At 63.4% G+C, this 20,314-nt stretch carries 20 protein-coding genes; 7 read left to right on the top strand and 13 right to left on the bottom strand.

The features are described from left to right. Nucleotides 1-2: 2 nt before the first annotated feature. Nucleotides 3-197 carry a heavy-metal-associated domain-containing protein gene (locus EOJ32_RS06480; protein WP_080620523.1) on the bottom strand — a complete coding sequence of 65 codons (195 nt, stop codon included), beginning with the start codon at nucleotides 195-197 and terminating at the stop codon, nucleotides 3-5. Nucleotides 198-361: 164 nt separating this feature from the next. On the opposite strand from EOJ32_RS06480, the gene EOJ32_RS06475 reads away from it, so the two are divergent. Then, nucleotides 362-3,091, top strand: coding sequence for a heavy metal translocating P-type ATPase (locus tag EOJ32_RS06475; RefSeq protein WP_226341156.1), 2,730 nt, complete (start codon nucleotides 362-364; stop codon nucleotides 3,089-3,091). 61 nt (nucleotides 3,092-3,152) lie between these two features. Next, nucleotides 3,153-3,602 carry a Cu(I)-responsive transcriptional regulator gene (gene cueR, locus EOJ32_RS06470; RefSeq protein WP_080620522.1) on the top strand — a complete coding sequence of 150 codons (450 nt, stop codon included), beginning with the start codon at nucleotides 3,153-3,155 and terminating at the stop codon, nucleotides 3,600-3,602. Nucleotides 3,603-3,692: 90 nt separating this feature from the next. Here cueR and EOJ32_RS06465 read toward each other — a convergent pair whose 3' ends face one another. Next, entirely contained in the window at nucleotides 3,693-4,877 is a 1,185-nt protein-coding gene (locus tag EOJ32_RS06465) for an MFS transporter (protein WP_080622749.1), read from the bottom strand. 116 nt (nucleotides 4,878-4,993) lie between these two features. Between EOJ32_RS06465 and EOJ32_RS06460 the strand changes: the two genes are divergently transcribed. The 4 genes from EOJ32_RS06460 (at nucleotide 4,994) to EOJ32_RS06445 (ending at nucleotide 9,035) form a co-directional block, all read left to right on the top strand. Beyond that, nucleotides 4,994-5,269 (top strand): metal-sensitive transcriptional regulator, encoded by a 276-nt coding sequence (locus EOJ32_RS06460; protein ID WP_064790834.1) that lies wholly within the window; start codon nucleotides 4,994-4,996, stop codon nucleotides 5,267-5,269. A gap of 17 nt (nucleotides 5,270-5,286) precedes the next feature. After that, a complete protein-coding gene (locus EOJ32_RS06455; protein ID WP_080620521.1) occupies nucleotides 5,287-6,048 on the top strand; it encodes a MauE/DoxX family redox-associated membrane protein in 762 nt (253 codons plus the stop codon). Nucleotides 6,049-6,069: 21 nt separating this feature from the next. Further along, nucleotides 6,070-6,573, top strand: a complete 504-nt coding sequence (locus EOJ32_RS06450) for a DUF305 domain-containing protein (protein ID WP_080620520.1) — start codon at nucleotides 6,070-6,072, stop codon at nucleotides 6,571-6,573. 191 nt (nucleotides 6,574-6,764) lie between these two features. Continuing rightward, nucleotides 6,765-9,035, top strand: a complete 2,271-nt coding sequence (locus tag EOJ32_RS06445) for a heavy metal translocating P-type ATPase (RefSeq protein WP_230382922.1) — start codon at nucleotides 6,765-6,767, stop codon at nucleotides 9,033-9,035. Between the two features lie 24 nt (nucleotides 9,036-9,059). Here EOJ32_RS06445 and EOJ32_RS06440 read toward each other — a convergent pair whose 3' ends face one another. The 3 genes from EOJ32_RS06440 to EOJ32_RS06430 form a co-directional block, all read right to left on the bottom strand. Beyond that, nucleotides 9,060-9,404, bottom strand: a complete 345-nt coding sequence (locus tag EOJ32_RS06440) for a helix-turn-helix transcriptional regulator (protein WP_080620518.1) — start codon at nucleotides 9,402-9,404, stop codon at nucleotides 9,060-9,062. A gap of 45 nt (nucleotides 9,405-9,449) precedes the next feature. Continuing rightward, nucleotides 9,450-10,484, bottom strand: coding sequence for a cation diffusion facilitator family transporter (locus EOJ32_RS06435; protein ID WP_080620517.1), 1,035 nt, complete (start codon nucleotides 10,482-10,484; stop codon nucleotides 9,450-9,452). A 279-nt stretch (nucleotides 10,485-10,763) separates the two neighbouring features. Beyond that, nucleotides 10,764-10,973 (bottom strand): heavy-metal-associated domain-containing protein, encoded by a 210-nt coding sequence (locus tag EOJ32_RS06430; protein WP_080620516.1) that lies wholly within the window; start codon nucleotides 10,971-10,973, stop codon nucleotides 10,764-10,766. 384 nt (nucleotides 10,974-11,357) lie between these two features. Here EOJ32_RS06430 and EOJ32_RS06425 point away from each other — a divergent pair, with 384 nt between their 5' ends. After that, entirely contained in the window at nucleotides 11,358-12,341 is a 984-nt protein-coding gene (locus tag EOJ32_RS06425) for a LysR family transcriptional regulator (RefSeq protein WP_080620515.1), read from the top strand. Here EOJ32_RS06425 and EOJ32_RS06420 read toward each other — a convergent pair. The 8 genes from EOJ32_RS06420 to trbE are packed head-to-tail and all read right to left on the bottom strand — an operon-like array spanning nucleotide 12,274 to nucleotide 20,306. Beyond that, nucleotides 12,274-12,513 carry a DUF2274 domain-containing protein gene (locus EOJ32_RS06420; RefSeq protein WP_080620514.1) on the bottom strand — a complete coding sequence of 80 codons (240 nt, stop codon included), beginning with the start codon at nucleotides 12,511-12,513 and terminating at the stop codon, nucleotides 12,274-12,276. The two genes, EOJ32_RS06425 and EOJ32_RS06420, sit on opposite strands and share 68 nt — an antisense overlap. Before the next feature lie 2 nt (nucleotides 12,514-12,515). After that, a complete protein-coding gene (locus EOJ32_RS06415; RefSeq protein WP_080620513.1) occupies nucleotides 12,516-13,646 on the bottom strand; it encodes a TrbI/VirB10 family protein in 1,131 nt (376 codons plus the stop codon). Further along, entirely contained in the window at nucleotides 13,643-14,671 is a 1,029-nt protein-coding gene (gene trbG / locus EOJ32_RS06410) for a P-type conjugative transfer protein TrbG (protein ID WP_080620512.1), read from the bottom strand. The genes EOJ32_RS06415 and trbG overlap by 4 nt, the downstream gene beginning before the upstream one ends. Then, nucleotides 14,668-15,357, bottom strand: coding sequence for a conjugal transfer protein TrbF (trbF, locus tag EOJ32_RS06405; protein ID WP_080620511.1), 690 nt, complete (start codon nucleotides 15,355-15,357; stop codon nucleotides 14,668-14,670). The genes trbG and trbF overlap by 4 nt, the downstream gene beginning before the upstream one ends. Next, a complete protein-coding gene (gene trbL, locus EOJ32_RS06400) occupies nucleotides 15,354-16,712 on the bottom strand; it encodes a P-type conjugative transfer protein TrbL (RefSeq protein WP_080620510.1) in 1,359 nt (452 codons plus the stop codon). The genes trbF and trbL overlap by 4 nt, the downstream gene beginning before the upstream one ends. 2 nt (nucleotides 16,713-16,714) lie before the next feature. Continuing rightward, nucleotides 16,715-17,002 (bottom strand): putative entry exclusion protein TrbK-alt, encoded by a 288-nt coding sequence (trbK-alt, locus tag EOJ32_RS06395; RefSeq protein ID WP_080620509.1) that lies wholly within the window; start codon nucleotides 17,000-17,002, stop codon nucleotides 16,715-16,717. 17 nt (nucleotides 17,003-17,019) lie between these two features. Then, a complete protein-coding gene (trbJ, locus tag EOJ32_RS06390; RefSeq protein WP_080620508.1) occupies nucleotides 17,020-17,799 on the bottom strand; it encodes a P-type conjugative transfer protein TrbJ in 780 nt (259 codons plus the stop codon). After that, nucleotides 17,796-20,306, bottom strand: coding sequence for a conjugal transfer protein TrbE (trbE, locus tag EOJ32_RS06385; protein WP_080620507.1), 2,511 nt, complete (start codon nucleotides 20,304-20,306; stop codon nucleotides 17,796-17,798). Before trbE ends, trbJ begins: the two co-directional genes overlap by 4 nt. Nucleotides 20,307-20,314: the final 8 nt, after the last annotated feature.

Below are 20,314 nucleotides of genomic sequence, written 5' to 3'. Positions count from 1 at the left end.
GTTCACTTCACGGTCGCCGGATAGCCAGCCTCTTCGAGAACCTGCCGAAGGGCTGCCGGGGTTGCGGTCGTCTCGACCTTGACCATCCGCTGGGCGGGGTTGGTATCGATCTTGGCGGTCGGATCGACCGACTGGATCGCCTTGGTGACGGACTTGGCGCAACCGCCGCAGGTCATGCCTTCGATCTTGAGTTCCATGAGCTTTCTCCTTTGGGTTCGGTTCTCATGGTCCTCAAGTTGGGGTTTCCAACGATGGTAAGGTCAAGAGGAAACGAAAAGGAATTTTTACCCTTGACCTTCCCATCGTTGGAAGGAGCATATCAGTGTCCGAACTCGAATTCTGACTTAGAAAGGAGGCGGCAATGGATGCCCCTGTTCGAGCTGCGGACAAGATGAATGCAGCAATTTCCCTGCCTATCGAGGGCATGACCTGCGCATCCTGCGTCGGCCGTGTCGAGAGAGCCCTGAAGGCCGTCCCCGGCGTCGCCAACGCGGTCGTCAATCTGGCGACCGAGAAGGCCAGCATCACGACGAACGACACGGTTGATCGCATAGCGCTCGTCAAGGCGGTCGAAAATGCTGGCTATGAAGTGCCGGCCAGCTTCAGTGCGCCGAAAGCTGCCCTCCTTGAAGTGCCGATCGAAGGCATGACCTGCGCTTCTTGTGTGGGGCGGGTGGAAAAGGCCCTCAAGGCCATCCCCGGCGTTGCCAATGCCGTGGTCAACCTCGCTACCGAGAAAGCCAGCATCACGACGAGCGGCCCGGTGGACCGAGCGGTCGTCGTGAAGGCCGTGGAGGACGCAGGCTACGCGGTTTCGGCAAGTTTCACCGCGCCGGCGGCGGCTTCGCTTGAGGTCGCGATCGAGGGCATGACCTGCGCCTCCTGCGTGGGACGTGTCGAAAAGGCGCTCAAGGCCGTGCCGGGCGTCACCAACGCCGTCGTCAACCTCGCCACCGAGAAGGCCACCGTCCAGGGAACCGCCGATGCTGCGGCCATCGTCGCGGCAATCGCGAACGCGGGCTACGAGGCCAAGGTGATCGCGGCGGCGACCGGGGCGGGCCAGGCCGAGGTCGATGACCGCGCCGAGAAGAAGGAAGCCGAACGCCGTGAGCTGACCCGCGATTTCACCATCGCGGCGGTTCTGACCGCGCCGGTCTTCATCCTGGAGATGGGGTCGCACCTCATTCCGGGCGCGCACGACATGATCGCCGCGACCATCGGCATGCAGAACAGTTGGTATCTTCAGTTCGTGCTGACGACGCTGGTGCTGTTCGTGCCCGGCATCCGCTTCTACGACAAGGGCCTCCCGGCGCTCTGGCGGCTGGCTCCCGACATGAACTCGCTGGTCGCCGTCGGCTCGCTGGCCGCCTACCTCTATTCGCTGGTGGCGACCTTCGCGCCGGGCTTCCTGCCCGCTGGGACGGTGAACGTCTATTATGAAGCCGCCGCGGTTATCGTCACCCTGATCCTGCTCGGCCGGTTGCTCGAGGCCCGCGCCAAGGGGCGCACTTCGGAAGCGATCAAGCGGCTGGTCGGACTTCAGGCCAAGACCGCGCGTGTCCGCCGCGACGGCAAGACGGTCGATCTGCCGATCGATTCGGTGCTGTCCGGCGACATCGTGGAGGTCCGCCCCGGCGACCGTATCCCGGTCGATGGTGAAGTCATCGAGGGCGAAAGCTATGTCGACGAGTCGATGATCACCGGCGAACCGATCCCGGTGTCCAAGACGAGCGGCAGCGAGGTCGTGGCCGGAACCGTGAACCAGAAGGGCGCCTTCGCGATCCGGGCCACGGCGGTCGGCGGCAACACGGTGCTGTCGCAGATCATCCGCATGGTCGAGGAAGCACAAGGGTCGAAGCTGCCGATCCAGGCGCTGGTCGACAAGGTGACGATGTATTTCGTGCCGGCGGTCTTCGCCGTCGCCGCCCTCACCTTCGCTGCATGGCTCTATTTCGGCCCGTCGCCTGCGTTGACCTTCGCGCTGGTCAATGCCGTCGCCGTGCTGATCATCGCCTGCCCCTGCGCCATGGGTCTGGCAACGCCGACCTCGATCATGGTCGGCACCGGCCGGGGCGCGGAGCTGGGCGTGCTGTTCCGCAAGGGTGAAGCGTTGCAACTGCTGAAGGATGCCAAGGTGGTGGCCGTCGACAAGACCGGCACGCTGACCGAAGGCAAGCCGGCGCTGACCGACCTCGAACTGGCCGCCGGCTTCGACCGGACGACGGTGCTGGGCCTGGTCGCAGCCGTCGAAGCCAAGTCGGAACACCCGATTGCCCGCGCCATCGTGGATGCGGCCGAGGCGGAAGGCATTGCACTGCCCGCCGTGTCGGACTTCGAGTCGGTGACCGGCTTCGGCGTGAAGGCCGTGGTCGACGGCAAGCGCATCGAGATCGGCGCGGATCGCTACATGGTCGAGCTTGGCCATGACGTGGCGGGCTTCGCCCAGGTTGCCGAACGTCTGGGCAACGAGGGCAAGTCGCCGCTCTATGCGGCGATCGACGGCAAGCTGGCGACGATCATCGCCGTGGCCGACCCGATCAAGGAGACGACGCCGGCGGCGATCAAGGCGCTGCACGACCTCGGCCTGAAGGTCGCGATGATCACCGGCGACAACAAGCGCACGGCCAAGGCCATCGCGGCTCGCCTGGGCATCGACGAGGTGGTGGCGGAGGTGCTGCCGGACGGCAAGGTCGACTCGATCCGCCGGCTCAAGGCCGAGCATGGCAAGGTCGCCTTCGTCGGCGACGGCATCAACGACGCTCCGGCGCTGGCCGAGGCGGATGTGGGTCTCGCCATCGGCACGGGCACGGACATCGCCATCGAGGCGGCGGACGTGGTGCTGATGTCGGGCAGCCTGACCGGGGTGCCGAACGCCATCGCGCTGTCCAAGGCGACGATCGGCAATATCCGGCAGAACCTGTTCTGGGCCTTCGCCTACAACACGGCCCTGATCCCGGTCGCCGCGGGTGCGCTCTATCCGGCCTACGGCATCCTCTTGTCGCCGGTCTTTGCCGCCGGCGCCATGGCCCTGTCGAGCGTCTTCGTCCTCGGCAATGCGCTCCGGCTCAAGACCTTCAAGGTCCAGGGCTGATGAAACCAGACAGCCGATCCTATATTTAGGGTCGGCTGTCCTTACATATGGGAGATTGTTCATGAACATCGGACAGGCAGCAAAGGCATCGGGCGTTTCGGCCAAGATGATCCGCTACTACGAGCAGACAGGTCTCATCCCGGCTGCTGATCGGAAGGACTCCGGCTACCGCGATTATTCGGCTACCGATGTCCACATGCTGCGCTTCATCCGCCGCGCGCGCGACCTCGGTTTTTCGGTGGCCGAGATCGGCGACCTGCTCAACCTCTGGCGCGACGAGACGCGACAGAGCGCAGAAGTGAAGCGCTTGGCGCAGGGCCATATCGACGCGCTGGAGAGGAAGATCGCGGATATGCAGGACATGGCCCACACGCTCACCATGCTGGTGAACGCCTGCCAAGGGGATCATCGGCCGCATTGCCCGATCCTACAGCGCCTTGAGACCGATCAGGACGATGAAGATCTTTCGATCCGGCCTCGGTCCGGCGCGGTCAATCGCTCGCTGCAATAACCGCATGCCCAAGCAGCCTTTCGGCTGCGAGGGCGCAGAGCGAGGACCTGACCCGGTGCGTCCCCGCCAAAATGGCGGGGACATTGCGTTTCAGGCTTGCGGTTTGCGTGCCGCTTGCCAGAGCAACGGCACGAGGATCAAGGCGACCGGCGGAAACAATAGCCAGTTGATTGCCGCCCAGCCCGAGTTGTGCAGGACGCTGCCTGCCAGAAACGAGACGGCGGCGGTCGTGCCGAAGACCATGAAGTCGTTTGCGCCCTGCGCCTTGGCGCGCTCGCCCGGCGTATGGCAGTCTGTGACCATCGCCGTCGCTCCGATGAAGCTGAAATTCCAGCCGATGCCCATGATGGCCAGAGACCCCCAGAAATTGATTAGCTCAAGCCCGGCCAGCGCGACGATGGCCGAGACGGCGATGAGCAGCATCCCCGCCGCCGTCACACGCTCCTTGCCGAAGCGTGTCATGAGGCGGCCGGTGACGAAGCTCGGCGCGAACATCGCCAGTAGATGCCACTGGATTCCGAGTGCTGCGCTGTCGACCGAATGGCCGGTATTGACCATCGCGATCGGTGCGGCCGTCATGACGAAAGCCATGAGGCCGTAGGAGACGACGCCGGCCGCGACGGCAAGCATGTAGCGGGGCATCATCAGGATCTGGATCAGGGAACGGCCGGAGCTTTCCGACGCGGATTGCGAAGCGGATTGCGGCGTGCGCAGCATCAACAGAATCGGGATCGACAACAACGGAAGCGCCGCCTGGCTGAGGAAGCTGCCGACATAGGGGGTGCCGGGGAAGGAATCGCGTGTCCAGATGACGAGCTGCGGACCGATTACAGCCGCGATCAGCCCACCGACCATCACCCAGGAGATTGCTCGTGCCTTCAAAGCGCCTTCGGCAGCATCGGCGGCAGCGAAGCGATAGCTTTGGACGTAGGAACCGTAGAGACCGGCGGTAAAGCAGCCGACGCAGAACAGTAGGAACGACGATACGAAGATGCCAAACGCCGCGATGAGTCCCGCTGCGAGGCCGAACAACGCGCCGAACAGATAACCGCCACGGCGCCCCCAGGCGCGCATGACGAAGGCGGCGGGCAGCGTGCCGATTGCGAGGCCGAGACCGAAGAGACTGACCGGCAGCGTCACCCATGCGGGGTTGTCGGCAAGCTGCTGGCCGACCAGGCCGCCGAGCGACATGACGATCGGCGCGCTCGATCCTCCGAGCGCCTGCGCGGCAGTAAGGACGGTGATGTTGCGCCGGACAGTTACCGTATCGTCCATTGGACCTCCCACGATTATTTGCTTCGACGTTGACATGCCGGCAAAACTCTTGGGTTTTGCGGGAACCAAACTTTTGCTCTAACGTATATATACCCATACCGGGTAGGGGTAGCTGGATGTGCAACAAAAATTCCAAGCAGATCATCGCGTCGCTCAACCGGATCGCCGGGCAGGTTCGCGGTGTCGGCCAGATGGTCGAGGACGAGCGATACTGCATCGACATTCTCAACCAGATCCACGCGGTTAAAGCCGCGCTCTCCAAGGTGGAGAACCAGGTGTTGCGATCGCATGCCGCCTGCTGCGTCGAGGAGGCGATCGCATCGGGCGATGCAGACCTTCAGCGCGCCAAGTTCAATGAACTGGTGGAGGTGTTCGCGAAAGCGAAACTTTAGATCGAAGGGATCAGACTATGGCGACCCATGCAGCCAAACGCGCCGAACTTCATAGAATGGTGATGGAAAACCATACCTGCCCCTACGGGTTGAAAGCGCTCGATCTGCTCAAGCGGGAAGGCTACGAGGTCGACGATCACCATCTGACGACCCGCGCGGAGACGGACGCCTTCAAGGCAAAGCATGATGTTCAATCGACGCCGCAGACCTTCATAGGCGGCAAGCGGATCGGCGGTTACGATGATCTCGTCCGGTTCTTCGGCGGCAAGGTCGAGGACAAGGATGCCGTTACCTACAAGCCGGTGATCGCGCTGTTCGCGATGGCTGCCCTAATGGCTTTGGCCGCGAGTTGGGCGGCGTTCGGGAACCTCGCGACGGTCCAAGCCGCCGAATGGCTCATCGCCATCGCGATGTGCCTTCTTGCCCTTCAGAAACTGAAGGACGTGGAAGGCTTCGCGACCATGTTCCTGAACTACGACCTTCTGGCGCAGCGATGGGTCCGATATGCCTACATCTATCCCTTCGCGGAGGCGCTCGCCGGCGTCCTGATGATCTCCGGTGCCCTGATGTGGGTGTCGATCCCCGTCGCGCTGTTCATCGGCGGCATCGGCGCGGTCTCGGTGTTCAAGGCGGTCTATATCGACAGGCGCGAGCTGAAATGCGCCTGCGTCGGTGGCGACAGCAACGTGCCGCTCGGCTTCGTGTCGCTCACCGAGAACCTCATGATGATCGGCATGGCGGTCTGGATGATCTTCAAGCCGATGGGCATTGGACACTGACAACCGCGAAAGGACGATCAAATGGCGAGCGACCACACGGCTCATGGCGGGCATTCGGGGAATAGCCACGGCTCCCATGGCCGTCCCTATCTGATGTTCTGGATCAACATGATCCTCGGCCTCATCGTGATGTATGTCGTGATGTTTTCGATGATCGACGGCTGGGGCGACTTCCGGAACAATCTGAACATGCTTTACATGGCGATAACCATGTGGGCGCCGATGGGCATCTTCATGCTGGCGACGATGCCGGGCATGTTTCCGAACCGCAGCGTGAATATTGTCCTCTATGTGCTTTTTGTCGTCCTTACCCTGGGATCATTTTGGGCGACTCGATCCCAAGCCATGATCGATGACCGCCAGTTTATCGACTCGATGATTCCGCATCACTCGGGAGCCATCTTGATGTGCAGAGAGGCCAACCTGTCGGACGCCGAGCTTCTGGCGTTGTGTGAAGAGATTGAGGTCGCCCAGCGTCGCGAGATCGAGCAAATGCAGGCGATTGCTGGCCGGCTGAACGATTAGTCGGGGCTTGGTTCGCATGCGGTGGCAACCTGCATGCGGGGAGATAAGGGAAGCGGAGGCTTACTATGGTTCACGACCATAACCATCATCAAGGCGCCGCCCATGCCCATAACAAGGGGCACGGTGGCGGATCGGGCCATCACACCGCGACTGCGGAGGCAAGCGATACTGTGAAGGACCCCGTTTGTGGGATGTCCGTGGACCCCACAACGGCTAAGCACCGAGCCCAATACCAGGGCGCGACGTATTATTTCTGCTCCGAGAACTGCCAGACCAAGTTCATGGCCGATCCGGGCAAATATGTTGGACCATCGGAACCGACCCAGGCAGCGGTAGTGCCGGAGGGCACGATCTTTACCTGTCCGATGCACCCCCAGATCCGTCAGGTCGGTCCAGGATCATGCCCGATCTGCGGGATGGCGCTGGAACCCGAAATGCCGACGGCCGAAACCGGACCCAGTGCGGAACTGGTCAACATGACTCGACGGTTCTGGGTGGGTGCCGCCCTTTCTGTTCCGGTGGTCTTCCTTGGGATGGGCAGCGAACTTTTCGGCCTGCATCGTTACATTCCTGGCCAGATCAACAACTGGCTGCAACTCATACTGGCGACGCCGGTGGTGCTGTGGGCAGGCTGGCCGTTCTTTCAGCGCGGCTGGGCGTCCGTGGTGAACCGATCGCTCAATATGTTCACGCTCATCGCGATGGGCGTAGGCGTTGCCTGGATTTACTCCGTGGTGGCAACGCTCGCCCCCGACCTGTTCCCGGAAACGGCGCGGATGATGGGAGACACCGTTGCGGTTTACTTCGAGGCGGCCGCGGTGATCACGGTGCTGGCGCTGCTCGGCCAAGTGCTGGAGCTACGCGCGCGCGAACAGACCTCGGGCGCGATACGCGCGCTTCTTGACCTGGCTCCGAAGACAGCCCGACGTATCCGGCCAGATGGCACCGACGAGGAGGTGGCGGTCGAGCATATTGCCGTCGGCGACAAGCTTCGTGTTCGCATGGGCGAGAAAGTTCCGGTGGACGGGACGGTGCTGGAGGGGCGTTCGGCCGTCGATGAATCGATGATTACCGGCGAATCGATGCCGGTCACGAAAGAGCCGGGTGCAAAGCTCATCGCAGGGACCATCAATCAATCTGGCGCTCTGGTCATGGATGCGGCTCGCATTGGTCGCGATACCATGCTTTCGCAGATCGTCCAGATGGTGGCGCAGGCGCAGCGGTCCCGCGCCCCGATCCAGCGCTTAGCAGACCAGGTGTCCGGCTGGTTCGTTCCACTGGTCATCGTTATCGCCTTGATCGCTTTTGTGGCCTGGACCCTTTTTGGCCCGGAACCCCGGTTGAGTTACGGCCTGATTGCGGCTGTTTCTGTTCTCATCATCGCCTGCCCATGCGCCCTTGGCCTTGCAACGCCGATGTCGATCATGGTTGGCGTCGGCAAAGGCGCCAATCTCGGATTGCTGATCAAGAACGCCGAGGCGCTCGAAAGGCTGGAGAAGATCGATACCCTCGTGGTCGACAAGACCGGCACGCTTACGGAGGGGAAACCGGCCGTCACGGCCATCGTTCCGGTCGATGGGCGGAGCGAGACGGAACTTCTTCAAGCCGCGGCGAGCCTTGAACGTGCGAGCGAACATCCGATTGCACAGGCTATTGTCCGTGCCGCGGTGGAGAAGCAGCTCGCACTGTCGGAACCCTCGGACGTCGACTCTCCTGTCGGTCGGGGAGTCTTGGGAACCGTCGCCGGTCAGCGCGTGCTGATCGGTAGCGCCAAGTTTTTGGAGCTGGAAGGCGTTCAGCCGGGCGCAGCGGCGATCGAGGCGGACGTCATTCGCTCACGCGGGGCCACCGCCGTCTTGGTCGCCATCGACGGCCGGCCCGTCGGCGCCATCGGCGTGGCCGATCCCATACGATCCACTACGCCGGCAGCGCTGGAAGCCCTCCGAAAGGACGGCATCCGCGTGGTCATGATGACTGGTGACAATAAGCTCACGGCTCAGGCGGTGGCAAAAGAGCTGGGCATCGCCGATGTGGAGGCCGAGGTGCTTCCAGAACGCAAGAGCGAGGTTGTTACACGTCTTCGCAAGGAAGGCCGTATCGTCGCCATGGCGGGCGATGGGGTGAATGACGCCCCAGCGCTTGCGGCTGCCGATGTCGGCATAGCGATGGGCGGAGGAACGGATGTCGCCATGGAATCCGCGGGAGTCACGCTGCTAGGCGGTGACCTATTGGGGATCGTGAAGGCGCGTCGCCTGTCGGGAGCGACAATGCGCAATATCCGGCAGAACCTGTTCTTCGCATTCTTCTACAACTCGGCAGGCGTGCCGGTGGCGGCCGGGTTACTGTATCCCGTGATGGGGCTGCTGTTGTCACCGGCGCTTGCCGCACTGGCCATGGCGCTCTCTTCGGTCAGCGTCATTGCCAACGCTTTGCGATTGAGAACTACCAAGATCGACATTTAGTGTCACAGGCCAGCGAAGGGCTGCTCAAGAACGAGGACCGATGATGTCGCGTTTTGGGTCGCCTTCCCTTTCCTCACGCGCATGCGAGAGCATGTCGAGCAGAACGTCACCGACATGCCTGTCGGTGACCTCGTAGAACATTTGCTTCGAGTGGCGAACACGGGTCACCAGGCGCGCGCCACGAAGAAGACGCAGGTGATGGCTGACGAGCGACTGCGAAAGCTCCAGCGCCTCGGAAATATCGGTCACGGATTTCGGACCGTCTTCGCAGTGCAGGAGAATCTTCAGCCTGCTGGGATCACCCAGCAGGCGGAAGGTTTCAGCGAGAAAGTTCAACTCTTGGGACGAAGGGGCTTCTGCGATATTCATGTCGAACCTTCCCGATCAACTGAGTGAACCATCAGGCGCGACCGATCAGTGCGAATGACCCGCATGGGATAGCGCCGCGGTGTTCGGCTCCTCCAAGGTGCAACTGGCTACTCCGTCCCAGTCGATGCCGATCGTCGGGTGTTCGATTTTGAACTTCGTTTTCAGTTCGGCCTCGACCTGTTTCATGACGCTGCGAACATCGACGCCTTCCATCGGCTGCACCTGAAGCGTCGCCAGCACACGACCGGAGGTCAGCGACCAGACATGGATATGGTTGACGCTCTGGATACCAGGAACAGTCTTGAGAAGATGCTCGGAGATCTTGTCGGCGCCGGCGTTGTCAGGTGCGCCTTCGAGCAGGATATGCAGAGTGTTCTTGAGCAGGCTCCATGCACTGCGCAGGATCAGCAGAGACACGAATACCGACAGGATGGGGTCGATAGGAGTCCAACCCGTATACCAGATGACGACAGCGGCGACGATCGCACCCACCGAGCCGAGCAGGTCGCCCATGACGTGCAGGACAGCGCCCTTGACGTTGACGTGTTCGGAATCTCCGCGCGTCAGATACCAAAGCACGAAGAGGTTCACGAGCATGCCGATGATGGCTACGACGAACATCGAACCAGCGAGGACCGGCTGGGGCTCCTGGAACCGTTCGATAGCCTCATAGACGATAAAGCCGACGATGCCGAACAACGTAAGAGCGTTGACCAGGCCGGCGATCACCTCGAAGCGGGCATAGCCGAAGGTGCGCTGGCCGTCCGCGGCCCGCCGACCGAGGCGGAAGGCGACATAGGCGAGGCCGAGCGCGATTGCGTCGGTCAGCATGTGGCCGGCATCGGCAAGCAGCGCGAGCGAGCCCGAGATCACGCCGCCGACGGCCTCCACGATCATGAAGGTGAAGATGATGAAAAAGGAAATGAGGATTTTGCGCTCGTTGTCCTTCGTGACTGTCGGGACATGCGAGTGGTCATGATCGTGATCGTGACCATGATCGTGGCCGCCGCCGTGGTTATGGTCGTGCTTGGAGTGGTCGTGACCGTCATGGTCGCTGTGGGAGTGTGATGAGTTTGCCATTGCTCGTTTCCGGTTGCATCAAGTCAACACTTGAATAGTTGTTCAAGTGTATGCTTGTCAACCAGCCGTGCGAATTTTTTTGCCATCTGCCCGAAGCCTCTAGGACCGACGGGTCGTGACGGCGCACAGGGCAATGCCGACGCCTTCGACGTTGAAGATCTGGCTGATCCTAGAAATCAAAATGGGCAGCCCGAGGACTGCCCATTTTGACACTGCAATGAACCGGGGGACACCTACGGGAGCAGCTTGACGCTCATGATCAGTGGGCAGGAGGTAGCATCAGGCGGCTGCCGGGGCGCCTTCGGCCGGATAGCCCGCCTCGGTGAGAACGGCACGCAGGTCCGCCTCGGTCGCGGATGATTCAACACGGACCTCACGCTTGGGCGGATCAGTCTCGATCTTCGCGGCGGCATCGACGATTTGCAGCGCCTTGGTTACCGACTTGGCGCAACCGCCGCATGTCATGTTGGGAACGGTGAAGAGATACATGGAGGGCTCCTTGATTTGAGTCCTCTGGAAAATGGGGCTTTCCACCGTTGGAAGGTCAAGGGGCAAAATTCAGAAAACTTTCTGCTTGACCTTGCCACCGTTGTAAGCCGCAAGCATCCGTCATGCCACGACCGCAATCCTCAAGCGCCACGGGCTCGTTTTGAGACTTCGGCATCTTGACCTGGCGGTGGCATCGCCTCTCTCGATTATCTTCCTCTTTCATACAAATATTGAACAGTTGTTTATGTGTTCAAATGTTGTATGATCTGGCTATGACCCGCTACGCGCGATACGTCTCGTCATCGCGTGAATGCTCGACAATCGGAGAGGGACAGTTGGCTTGCCTATGGTCCGAGAGCATATGATCCGGACGGCGGCCCTCGGATGAAGGAGACCGCCAAGTTCCCTGACTCCATCGAGCTTCGTCACCTTCGCTACTTCATAGCCGCTGCCGAACATGGCAGCTTCCGAAAGGCAGGGAGTTCGTTAGGACTATCGCAATCGGCAATCAGCCGTTGCATCGCCGATCTCGAAGACAGGATGGGCGCGTCCCTTTTTCACCGGCACGCATGGGGCGTGTCGCAGACCTTTGCGGGGCAGCGTTTCCTTCATCGCGCGCGTCGGGCTATCAAGACGATAGACGAAGGCGCTCACGAAGTTGCCGCCGCAGGACGATCCGAGCAGGGACGAGTGCGGATCGGCATCTATTCGTCCATCGCTTCGGGCTTTTTGACAAAGCTGCTGGCAAGCTATGGTCGGTCTCATAAAGACGTCAGGATCGAACTGATCGACGGCGATCCTGCCGAACACGTCGCGGCCATCCGCCAGTTCCGCCTCGACGTCGCCTTCCTGACCGGCGACCGGGAATGGCCTGGATGCGACCGGGCGCCTCTGTGGTCCGAGCGGGTTTTCGTTGTGCTGCCCGATCTCCACCCCCTGGCGGCTTTGGACGAGGTGATGTGGGGAGATCTCGCCGATGAGCCCTTCATCGTCAGCGAAGCCGCGCCGGGCCAGGAGATCCATGACCATCTGGTGCGGGAGTTGGCGGACCTCGGCCGGCATCCCGAGATCCAGGTTCAATCGGTCGGTCGGGATAACCTGCTGCCGCTGGTGGCGATCGGCCAGGGTCTGACGCTAGTGAGCGAGGCCATGACGGTGGCCGCGCTTCCAGGCATCACATACCGACCCATCGCCGCCGAGGTGCTTCCATTTTCGGCGGTCTGGTCCCCGGCGAACGACAATCCCGCGTTCCGCAGGTTGCTCTCCATGGCAAAGGCGGCGTCTGCCAAGGCTATGAGGCTCAAGCAAGCGGCTTCGCAGATTGGGGCGAGCGACGTGCTTTTGCGAAGCCGCGATCTGTCGCAATAAATCGCTCCAGCATCGGCACAATGAGCCTGACGGGATCGGCGACGGGCTGGCCGCTCTCGCGGGCCAGCACCTCGGCATAGGCGACCAGATCGCGGTGAAGCGGCGCGGGCAGCTCCACCGTCACCTTGACGGGCTTGTCGTCGGGCAGCGGGCCGAGTCTCAGCTTGGTCATGATCAACCTCCTGCCGGCTCGAATACAAGGTCGCGGGTCACGATGATCCTGACCGGGAAGCCCGGCCGGATGGTCAGCGTGGGGGCAACCTGCAACTGACGTTGCACGATCTGTTGGCCCGCCTGATTGACGGTATCCTGTGCGCCGTCGCGGATGGCCCGGATAAGCCGGTCCTCGTCGCTGGTCGCCAGCTCCGCGCCGACCGCGAGCAGCGTGGAGAGGCCAGCCGCTTTCATCAGATCCCACCAGTGGTAGTCGATCCCGTCCTCAAGGCCGGCATAGCCGCTGGCGTCCGCGCCCGGCAGGCGCTCAAGCACGATGGAGCGTCCGCCCGGCAGGATCAGGCGATTCCACACCAAGAGCACCCTGCGCTGGCCGAAGGTCACGCCATCATCATATTGGCCGATGATGCGCGTTCCCTGCGGGATCAGGAGCAGCGAGCCGGTGGGGCTGTCATAGACGTTCTCCGTCACCTGTGCGGTGATCTGGCCCGGAAGGTCGGAACGGATGCCGGTGATGAGCGCGGCCGGGATCACGGCTCCGGCTTGAAGGATGTAGGGCGAGGCCGGCGGTGCGACGCGATCCGGAGCGACGGTCTGCCGGTCCACCGGCCCGTTGAGGAAAGCGGTATGGCGATTCTGGCCCGCCGTTCCGTCCGGTTGTCCTGTGAGCCCAGCCAGTCCGGGCATGGCTGTTCCGGCCGGACCTCCCGTGCGTGGGCCTGACTGGAAAAATACGTTGCTCAACCGTGCGGCTTCTTCTTCCGCGAGGCGGCGTTGCTCCTCGGGATCGACGGCAGGGGTTGTGATGGCAGGCGGAACGATCGGCTGTCCCCGATTTTGTGCATCGAGGATTGGCCGGCCAAGGTCGCCCGGCAATGCCGGCCCCAGGATCGGGCCAGTATAATCGCGCGGGAGACCGGCGAGGCCATCCGCAGTGGGACGGTTCTCGGTTGAGTAGAGTTCGCCTCCTCCCGGCCCCGCCTCGCGGGTCTGGAGCGCATAGATCAGCGCTCCCCCGACGCCGAGAAGCGCGGCGGCGCCGACGCCTGCCAGCACCTTGCGGGACAAGCGGGTGACGCGGGGCGGCTCGGCGCGCAACCGCATGGGCGCGGCGGTGTTGGTATCGCTCATGAAGGCGATCCTCCCGTGGTCGCGTCGGCCGACTGGGTAGCGGCCTGTCTCTGCTCGATACGGACGATTCTGACCACCTGCTGGCGGTCACCGCTGCCAAGGCGCAGTTCCGCCGCGCCGAACAGCCTGTCGACGATCAGGACATTTTGGTGGATGCGCGAATTGACGATCTGCGGTTCGCCGTCGGAACCGAGAACGAACAGGGGCGGCATCTCGCCCTGCACGATGCCGCGTGGGAAGACGACATAGACGCGCCTGCCGTCATCGAAGACGGAGACTGGACGCCATGGCGGGCTGTCGCCTTGCAGCTGCAAGGCGTAGCGATAGTTCCGCGCGGCCTCGGCCGGGATGACGGGGACCGACGGCGCGGTCGCTCGGCTGCCCGGCGGCGGTGCCGGATACGCCCATGCCACGGCAGGCATATAGAGCGCTTCGCGGGCGCGAAGTTCGATCATGTAGATGCGCCGGTCGGTGGTGATGACGAGGTTGGTCGAGATGTCCGGCCGGGTTGGCTTCACCAGCACATGCACTCGGCGCGTCGGACCGCTTCCGCTCTCTGTGTCGCCGATCACCCACCTGGCCGTGTCGCCGGCGGCGATCGGTCCCGCGCCGGTCAGGTTCTCGCCCGGCTCCAGCGCGATGGTGGTGATCTGTCCGACGGCGGCATAGACTTGGTAGAGCGCACCTTCCGACCAGGGATAGATCTGTATGGCATTGTAATAGCCTTCGCGACGCGGCTCGACACGGGCGGCGGCATTGGCGTTCTCAACGCGGCCGGTGGCCGTGCCGGCAGCCTCGCCGCCCCGCGCCACATTCCAGGTGGGCGGCACATGCAGCGGCCTTGGGCGTGCATCGGTGATGGGAGCCTGCGCGGACGGAAGAGGCGGGACATCGGCGTCGTAGCTGAATTGCGGTGTCCGGTTGGTGGCGCAGCCAGCGAGCATGGTCGCGGCAAGCAACAAAGCCGGAAAACCGAGTTTACGGAAAACCGGAAAAGCGGGTTCACTCAAAGACGTGCGGATCATTGACTCATCTCCCGCGACCAGTTGATTGCGTTGACATAGATTCCCAAGGGATTGGCGCGCAGGCGCTCGGCGTCACGCGGCGGCTGGATGACGATGGTGAGGATCGCGGTCCATCGCTCGGTGGTGGAGAGCTGGCCGTTTTCGTAGTGGCGTTCGGTCCAGGCTACGCGGAAACTGTCCGGGGACGCCCGGATGATGCTCGACACCTCGACGGCGACCTGCTGGCGGCCGACGCGCGTGAACGGGTCGTTGGCGCGGGCGTAGTCGTTGAGCGCCACGGCGCCGCGATCCGTGGTCCAGTCATAGGCCCTGAGCCAGTTCTGACGGACAATGATCGGGTCAGCCGGAAGCGAGCGGACCTGTTCGATGAAGCGGCCGAGATGGAATGCGATCTGCGGATCGGTCGGCCGATAATCGGCGGTAGCGGGGGCAACGGTCTGCGCCTGGCCGAGATTGTCGACTTGAACGACCCAGGGCACGACGGTTCCGCGCGCAGATTGCCAGACAAGAGCGCCGGCGAACCCGACCGAGAGGATCAGCGAACCGAACGCCATGTAGCGCCAGTTCCTCGCCTGCACGCGGGCCGAGCCGATGCGGTCGTCCCAGACTTGCGCGGCGCGCTGATAGGGCGTTTCGGGTTCCGGCACCTTGCCGTAATGGGTCGTCGGTCGTTTGAAGGTGTTCATGTGCGGTCACTTTCGGAAAGGCTGACTGAGGAGCCGCCACCGTGGCTGTCGCCGGACCGGACGGCATGGGCGGCAGCGGTGACGCCGTGGCTCATCGCCCGGCTGCGGCGCATCTGCTGCGCCCAGGCCGGTGGACCATCAGCGGCTGAAGGAGGTGATTGCTCGGGCGACGGGGCGCCCCCGACCGTGCCCATGGACGAACTGCCGCCGGACGCCGCAAATCCGGCCCTTGCGCCATCGGAATAGCTGGACTTCATGCTGTCGGCGGCATGGGAGGCTGCGCGCTTCAAAGGCGAGATGGCAGCCGAGCCTGCGGCGCGCGCCACACCGCCAAGGCCGGAAGCGACCCCCGCCGCGCCTGACCCACCCATGGAGCCGAGGGAATAGGCAGACGATGCTGCGCCGGCGGCTGAGGCCCCGCCGCGTGCAAGTGCAGCACCGCCCGAGAGTGTGGCACCGCCCCCCCGCGCGGCGAGCATGGTCGCACCACCGGCAGCGATCGCGGCACCGCCGACAGCGAGGCCAGTCCCGACGGCAGCGCCAGCACTGAGTTGCGGGCCGCCGGAGACGAGGCCGGTGGCGATGCCGGGGCCGAAGATGCCGAGGCCGAGAAGGGAAAGGGCTGCCAGCACGATCGCCATGGCGTCGTCGATGGTCGGGGTCGCGCCGCCGAAGCCGGCGGTGAACTGGCCGAAGAGTGTCGAGCCGATGCCGATGATGACGGCGAGGACCAACACCTTGATGCCGGAAGAGATGACGTTCCCCAGAACCCGTTCCGCCATGAAGGCGGTCTTGCCGAACAGGCCGAAGGGGATCAGCACGAAGCCCGCAAGCGTGGTCAGCTTGAACTCGATCAGGGTGACGAAGAGCTGGATTGCCAAAATAAAGAAGGCGAGGATAACCAGTGCCCAGGCGAAGAACAGGCAGAGGATCTGCACCAGGTTTTCAAAGACGGCGATCCAGCCCATGAGACTGGAGATGGATTCGAGCAGCGGCCGCCCGGCGTCGAGACCGATCTGGGCAACGCGGCCGGGGCGCAGGAGATCTGCGGCCGAAAAGCCTGTGCCGGAAGCCATGAGGCCCAGCCCGGCGAAGCTCTCGAAGACGATGCGTGCGAGGCTGTTCCAATTGCCAATGATATAGGCGAAGACACCGACAAAGATCGTCTTCTTCACCAGGCGCGCGAGAATGTCGTCGTCGGCGCCCCAGGCCCAAAACAGGGCGGCGAGCGTGACGTCTATGACGATCAGCGTCGTCGCGATGAAGGCAACTTCACCGCCGAGCAGGCCAAAGCCCGAGTCGATGTAGCTGGTGAAGATACCGAGAAAATTGTCGATGACCCCCGTTCCGCCCATGATTATCGCTCCCCATCCGGGCCAGGCGTCGACTGCGCGGGCGACCGTCCGAGGAAGCGGTCGCGGGTTTCGGCCCAGATCGCCAAGCATTCGGCGTCATTGGCCGCCGCCTCGCCCATTTCCTGACAGAGACGCTGCCCCTCGCGCAGGAGATCGACCTGTCGCGTCTGCAAAGGAACGGAAGGGGCCGGACCGGCTACATCCTCGCGGTTCATCTCGATGATCGCCGCCGTGATGGCGACGGCTACGAATACGATGGCTGCGATCCGGGCCAGCACCTTCCCCTCCATGATGGGCCTCCCCGGCGTCAGTTGAACATCTGGGCGTTGCCGGGCTGGTAGCCCGAGCCCGGTGTCAGGAAGCGTTCGCGCTGGATGCGGCCCTGTTCGGCGGCGGTCGCGCGTTCGGCTTCCATCAGGGCGTCGGCCCGGCCGTTGGCCGAGATGACCGCGATCAGGTCGGAAAGCTGCTGCGACTGGAGGGCGAGAAGCTGATTGCCGGCTTGGGTGGCCTGAAGCGCGCCGGTCGCCCCTTGGCTTTCGCCGACGAGCGCGGACATCTCCGCGCGGTTGCTGTCGATATTGCCGACGACACCCGCCTGCACCCGCATCGCGTCCTGAAGACCCCCGACGGTATTTTCCCAGCGGGTTCGGGCATCCGCAATGAGCTGCTGGTCGGTGGCCGTGAGGGAAAGGTTGCCATAATCCTGCTGGAACATCTGGTCGATGTTCTGCACATCGAAGGCGATGTTCTGGGCCTGCCCGAGAAGCTGCTGGGTGCGTTGGACGTTCTGCTGAAGCGCCTGAAGCGAACTGTAGGGCAGGCTCGCGAGGTTGCGGGCCTGGTTGATCAGCATCTGCGCCTCGTTCTGGAGCGAGGTGATCTGGTTGTTGATCTGTTCCAGAGTGCGGGCGGCGGTCAGCAGGTTCTCCGCGTGGTTGGTCGGGTCATAGACGATCCGCCCAATGCCGAAGAAGGCGTGGGCCGGTGTCGTGAACATCGGGGTCAGCGCCAGCGGTGCGGTGAGCGCAAGGGCGAGCGCCGAAGCGCTGGCGATGCGGGTGAGCCGGGGAATTGTGCGCGTCATGGGGTAATCTCCTCTTCTTCCAGGATGAGTTCGATTTCGCCGAGGTCAGCGACCGTCGGCGGCAGGGTCTCGCTTTCGGTCGCGAGATTGGTGAGGTCCGGGATGAGATCGGCGGCCCAATCGACGTCGCGTGCCCGGAGCCAGGCCGAGAGGAACCCGTCGCCACCGTGTTCAGCGAGGATTTCGGTGATCAGGGCCTGATCGGATTTGGCCGAGGCGGCGCAGAGCGCCAGACCGACCTCCGACAATCCAAGATCGAACAGGCGGTTGCCACGCCGCGACTGGCAGTAGTAGTCCCGCTTCGGAGTCGCCCTGGCCAGGATTTCGATCTGGCGATCATTGAGGCCAAAGCGGCGATAGATCGCGGTGATCTGGGGTTCGATGGCGCGCTCGTTCGGCAAGAGGAGTCGCGTCGGGCAGCTTTCAATGATGGCCGGAGCAATGGCGGAATTGTCGATGTCGGACAGCGACTGCGTGGCGAAGATGACGCTGGCGTTCTTCTTGCGCAGGGTCTTGAGCCATTCTCTGAGTTGGTCCGCGAACCCTTCGTCGTCCAGCGCAAGCCAGCCCTCGTCGATGATCAGCAGCGTAGGTTGCCCACCCAACCGATCGCCGATGCGGTGGAAGAGATAGGAGAGGACGGCGGGCGCTGCGCCGGTGCCGACGAGGCCCTCGATTTCAAATGCCTGGACATCGGCCGAACCGAGATGTTCGCTCTCGGCGTCGAGCAGCCGACCATACGGGCCGCCGACGCAATAAGGCCGTAGCGCCTGTTTCAGGTCGTTGGACTGGAGCAGCACGGCAAGGCCGGTGATGGTGCGTTCGCCGACCGGGGCGGAAGCAAGCGAAGTCAGCGCCGTCCAAATATGTTCCTTGACGTCCGGGGTGATCTGGATGTTCTCGCGCATCAGGATCGCGACGATCCAGTCCGCAGCCCAGGCGCGCTCGGAGGTCTGGTGAATACGAGCCAGCGGTTGCAGCGAGACGGAAGCATCGGCCGCATCGGTCAGCTCGCCGCCAAGATCGTGCCAGTCCCCTTGCATGGCGAGGGCGCAGGCGCGGATGGACCCCCCGAAATCGAAGGCAAAGACCTGAGCGCGCGGATAGCGGCGAAACTGCAAGGCCATCAGCGCCAGCAGCACGGATTTGCCCGCGCCGGTCGGTCCGACGACGAGGGTATGGCCCACGTCGCCCACATGCAGGGAAAGCCGGAACGGCGTCGATCCCTCGGTCCTGCCGTAAAGCAGTGGGGGTGCGCCGAGATGATCGTCGCGTTCCGGCCCCGCCCACACGGCGGACGAAGGGACCATGTGGGCAAGGTTGAGCGTCGAGACCGGCGGCTGCCGGACATTGGCATAGGCATGTCCGGGCAGGCTGCCGAGCCAGGCGTCGACGGCATTGACCGTCTCGACCATGACGCTGAAATCGCGGGACTGGATGATCTTTTCGACCAGCCGCAGCTTTTCGTCGGCGCGGCGGGCGTCCTCGTCCCAGACGGTGACGGTCGCCGTGACATAGGCCATCCCGGCCATGTCGGCGCCGAGTTCCTGCAAGGCCATGTCCGCGTCGGCGGCCTTGTTCGCCGCATCGGTATCCACGAGCGCAGATTGCTCGTTGGTCATCACCTCCTTGATGATCGCCGCGATGCTCTTGCGCTTGGCGAACCATTGCCGCCTGATCTTCGTCAGCAGCCGGGTCGCGTCGGTCTTGTCCATAAGGATGGCGCGGGTGGACCATCGGTAGGGAAAGGCCAGCCGGTTCATCTCGTCGAGCAGGCCGGGTGTGGTGGTGCCCGGAAAGCCGGTGATCGTCAGAAGCCGGAGATGTTGATTGCCCAGTCGGGGTTCCAGGCCGCCGGTCAGCGGCTGATCGGCCAGCAGCGCATCGAGATAGACCGGAGTTTCGGGCACGCGGACGCGATGCCGGTTGGTCGAAATCGTCGAGTGGAGGTAGGTCAGCGTGCCGGCGTCATCGAGCCATCGGCACTCGGGCATGAAGCCGTCGAGCAGCGCCAGCACGCGGTCGGTGCGGTCGATGAAGCCGCGCACCAGTTCCCAGGGGTTCACGCCCGAGGTCTCGCGCCCTTCATACAGCCAGGACTCGGAACGTGCGGCATCTTCGGCGGGCGGGAGCCACAGGAAGGTCAGGAAGTAGCCAGAGACGAAATGGCTGCCCTCCTCCTCGAAATCGGCCTTCCGCTCGGCATCGACCAGCGCCGAGGCCGGATCGGGGAAGCGGCTTGCGGGATAGCTTGCGGCTTCCGACCGCTGTGCTTCGACAAAGATGGCCCAGCCGGAGCCGAGACGGCGGAAGGCGTTGTTCAGCCGCCCGGCCACCGCGACCAGCTCGGCCGCGACGGCGGAATCCAGATCGGGACCACGGAACTTCGCCGTGCGCTGGAACGAGCCGTCCTTGTTCAGCACGACGCCGGAGCCGACCAGCGCCACCCAGGGAAGGTAGTCGGCAAGGCGTGAGGCGGTGCGACGGTATTCTGCGAGATTCATCATGGCTCGTG

Origin of the sequence: Paracoccus sp. Arc7-R13 (genome assembly GCF_004010775.1) — a bacterium.
GTDB classification, from domain to species: domain Bacteria; phylum Pseudomonadota; class Alphaproteobacteria; order Rhodobacterales; family Rhodobacteraceae; genus Paracoccus; species Paracoccus marcusii.
Note: the sequence above shows the minus strand (reverse complement) of the source record. Positions and strands in the feature narration are given on the sequence as shown.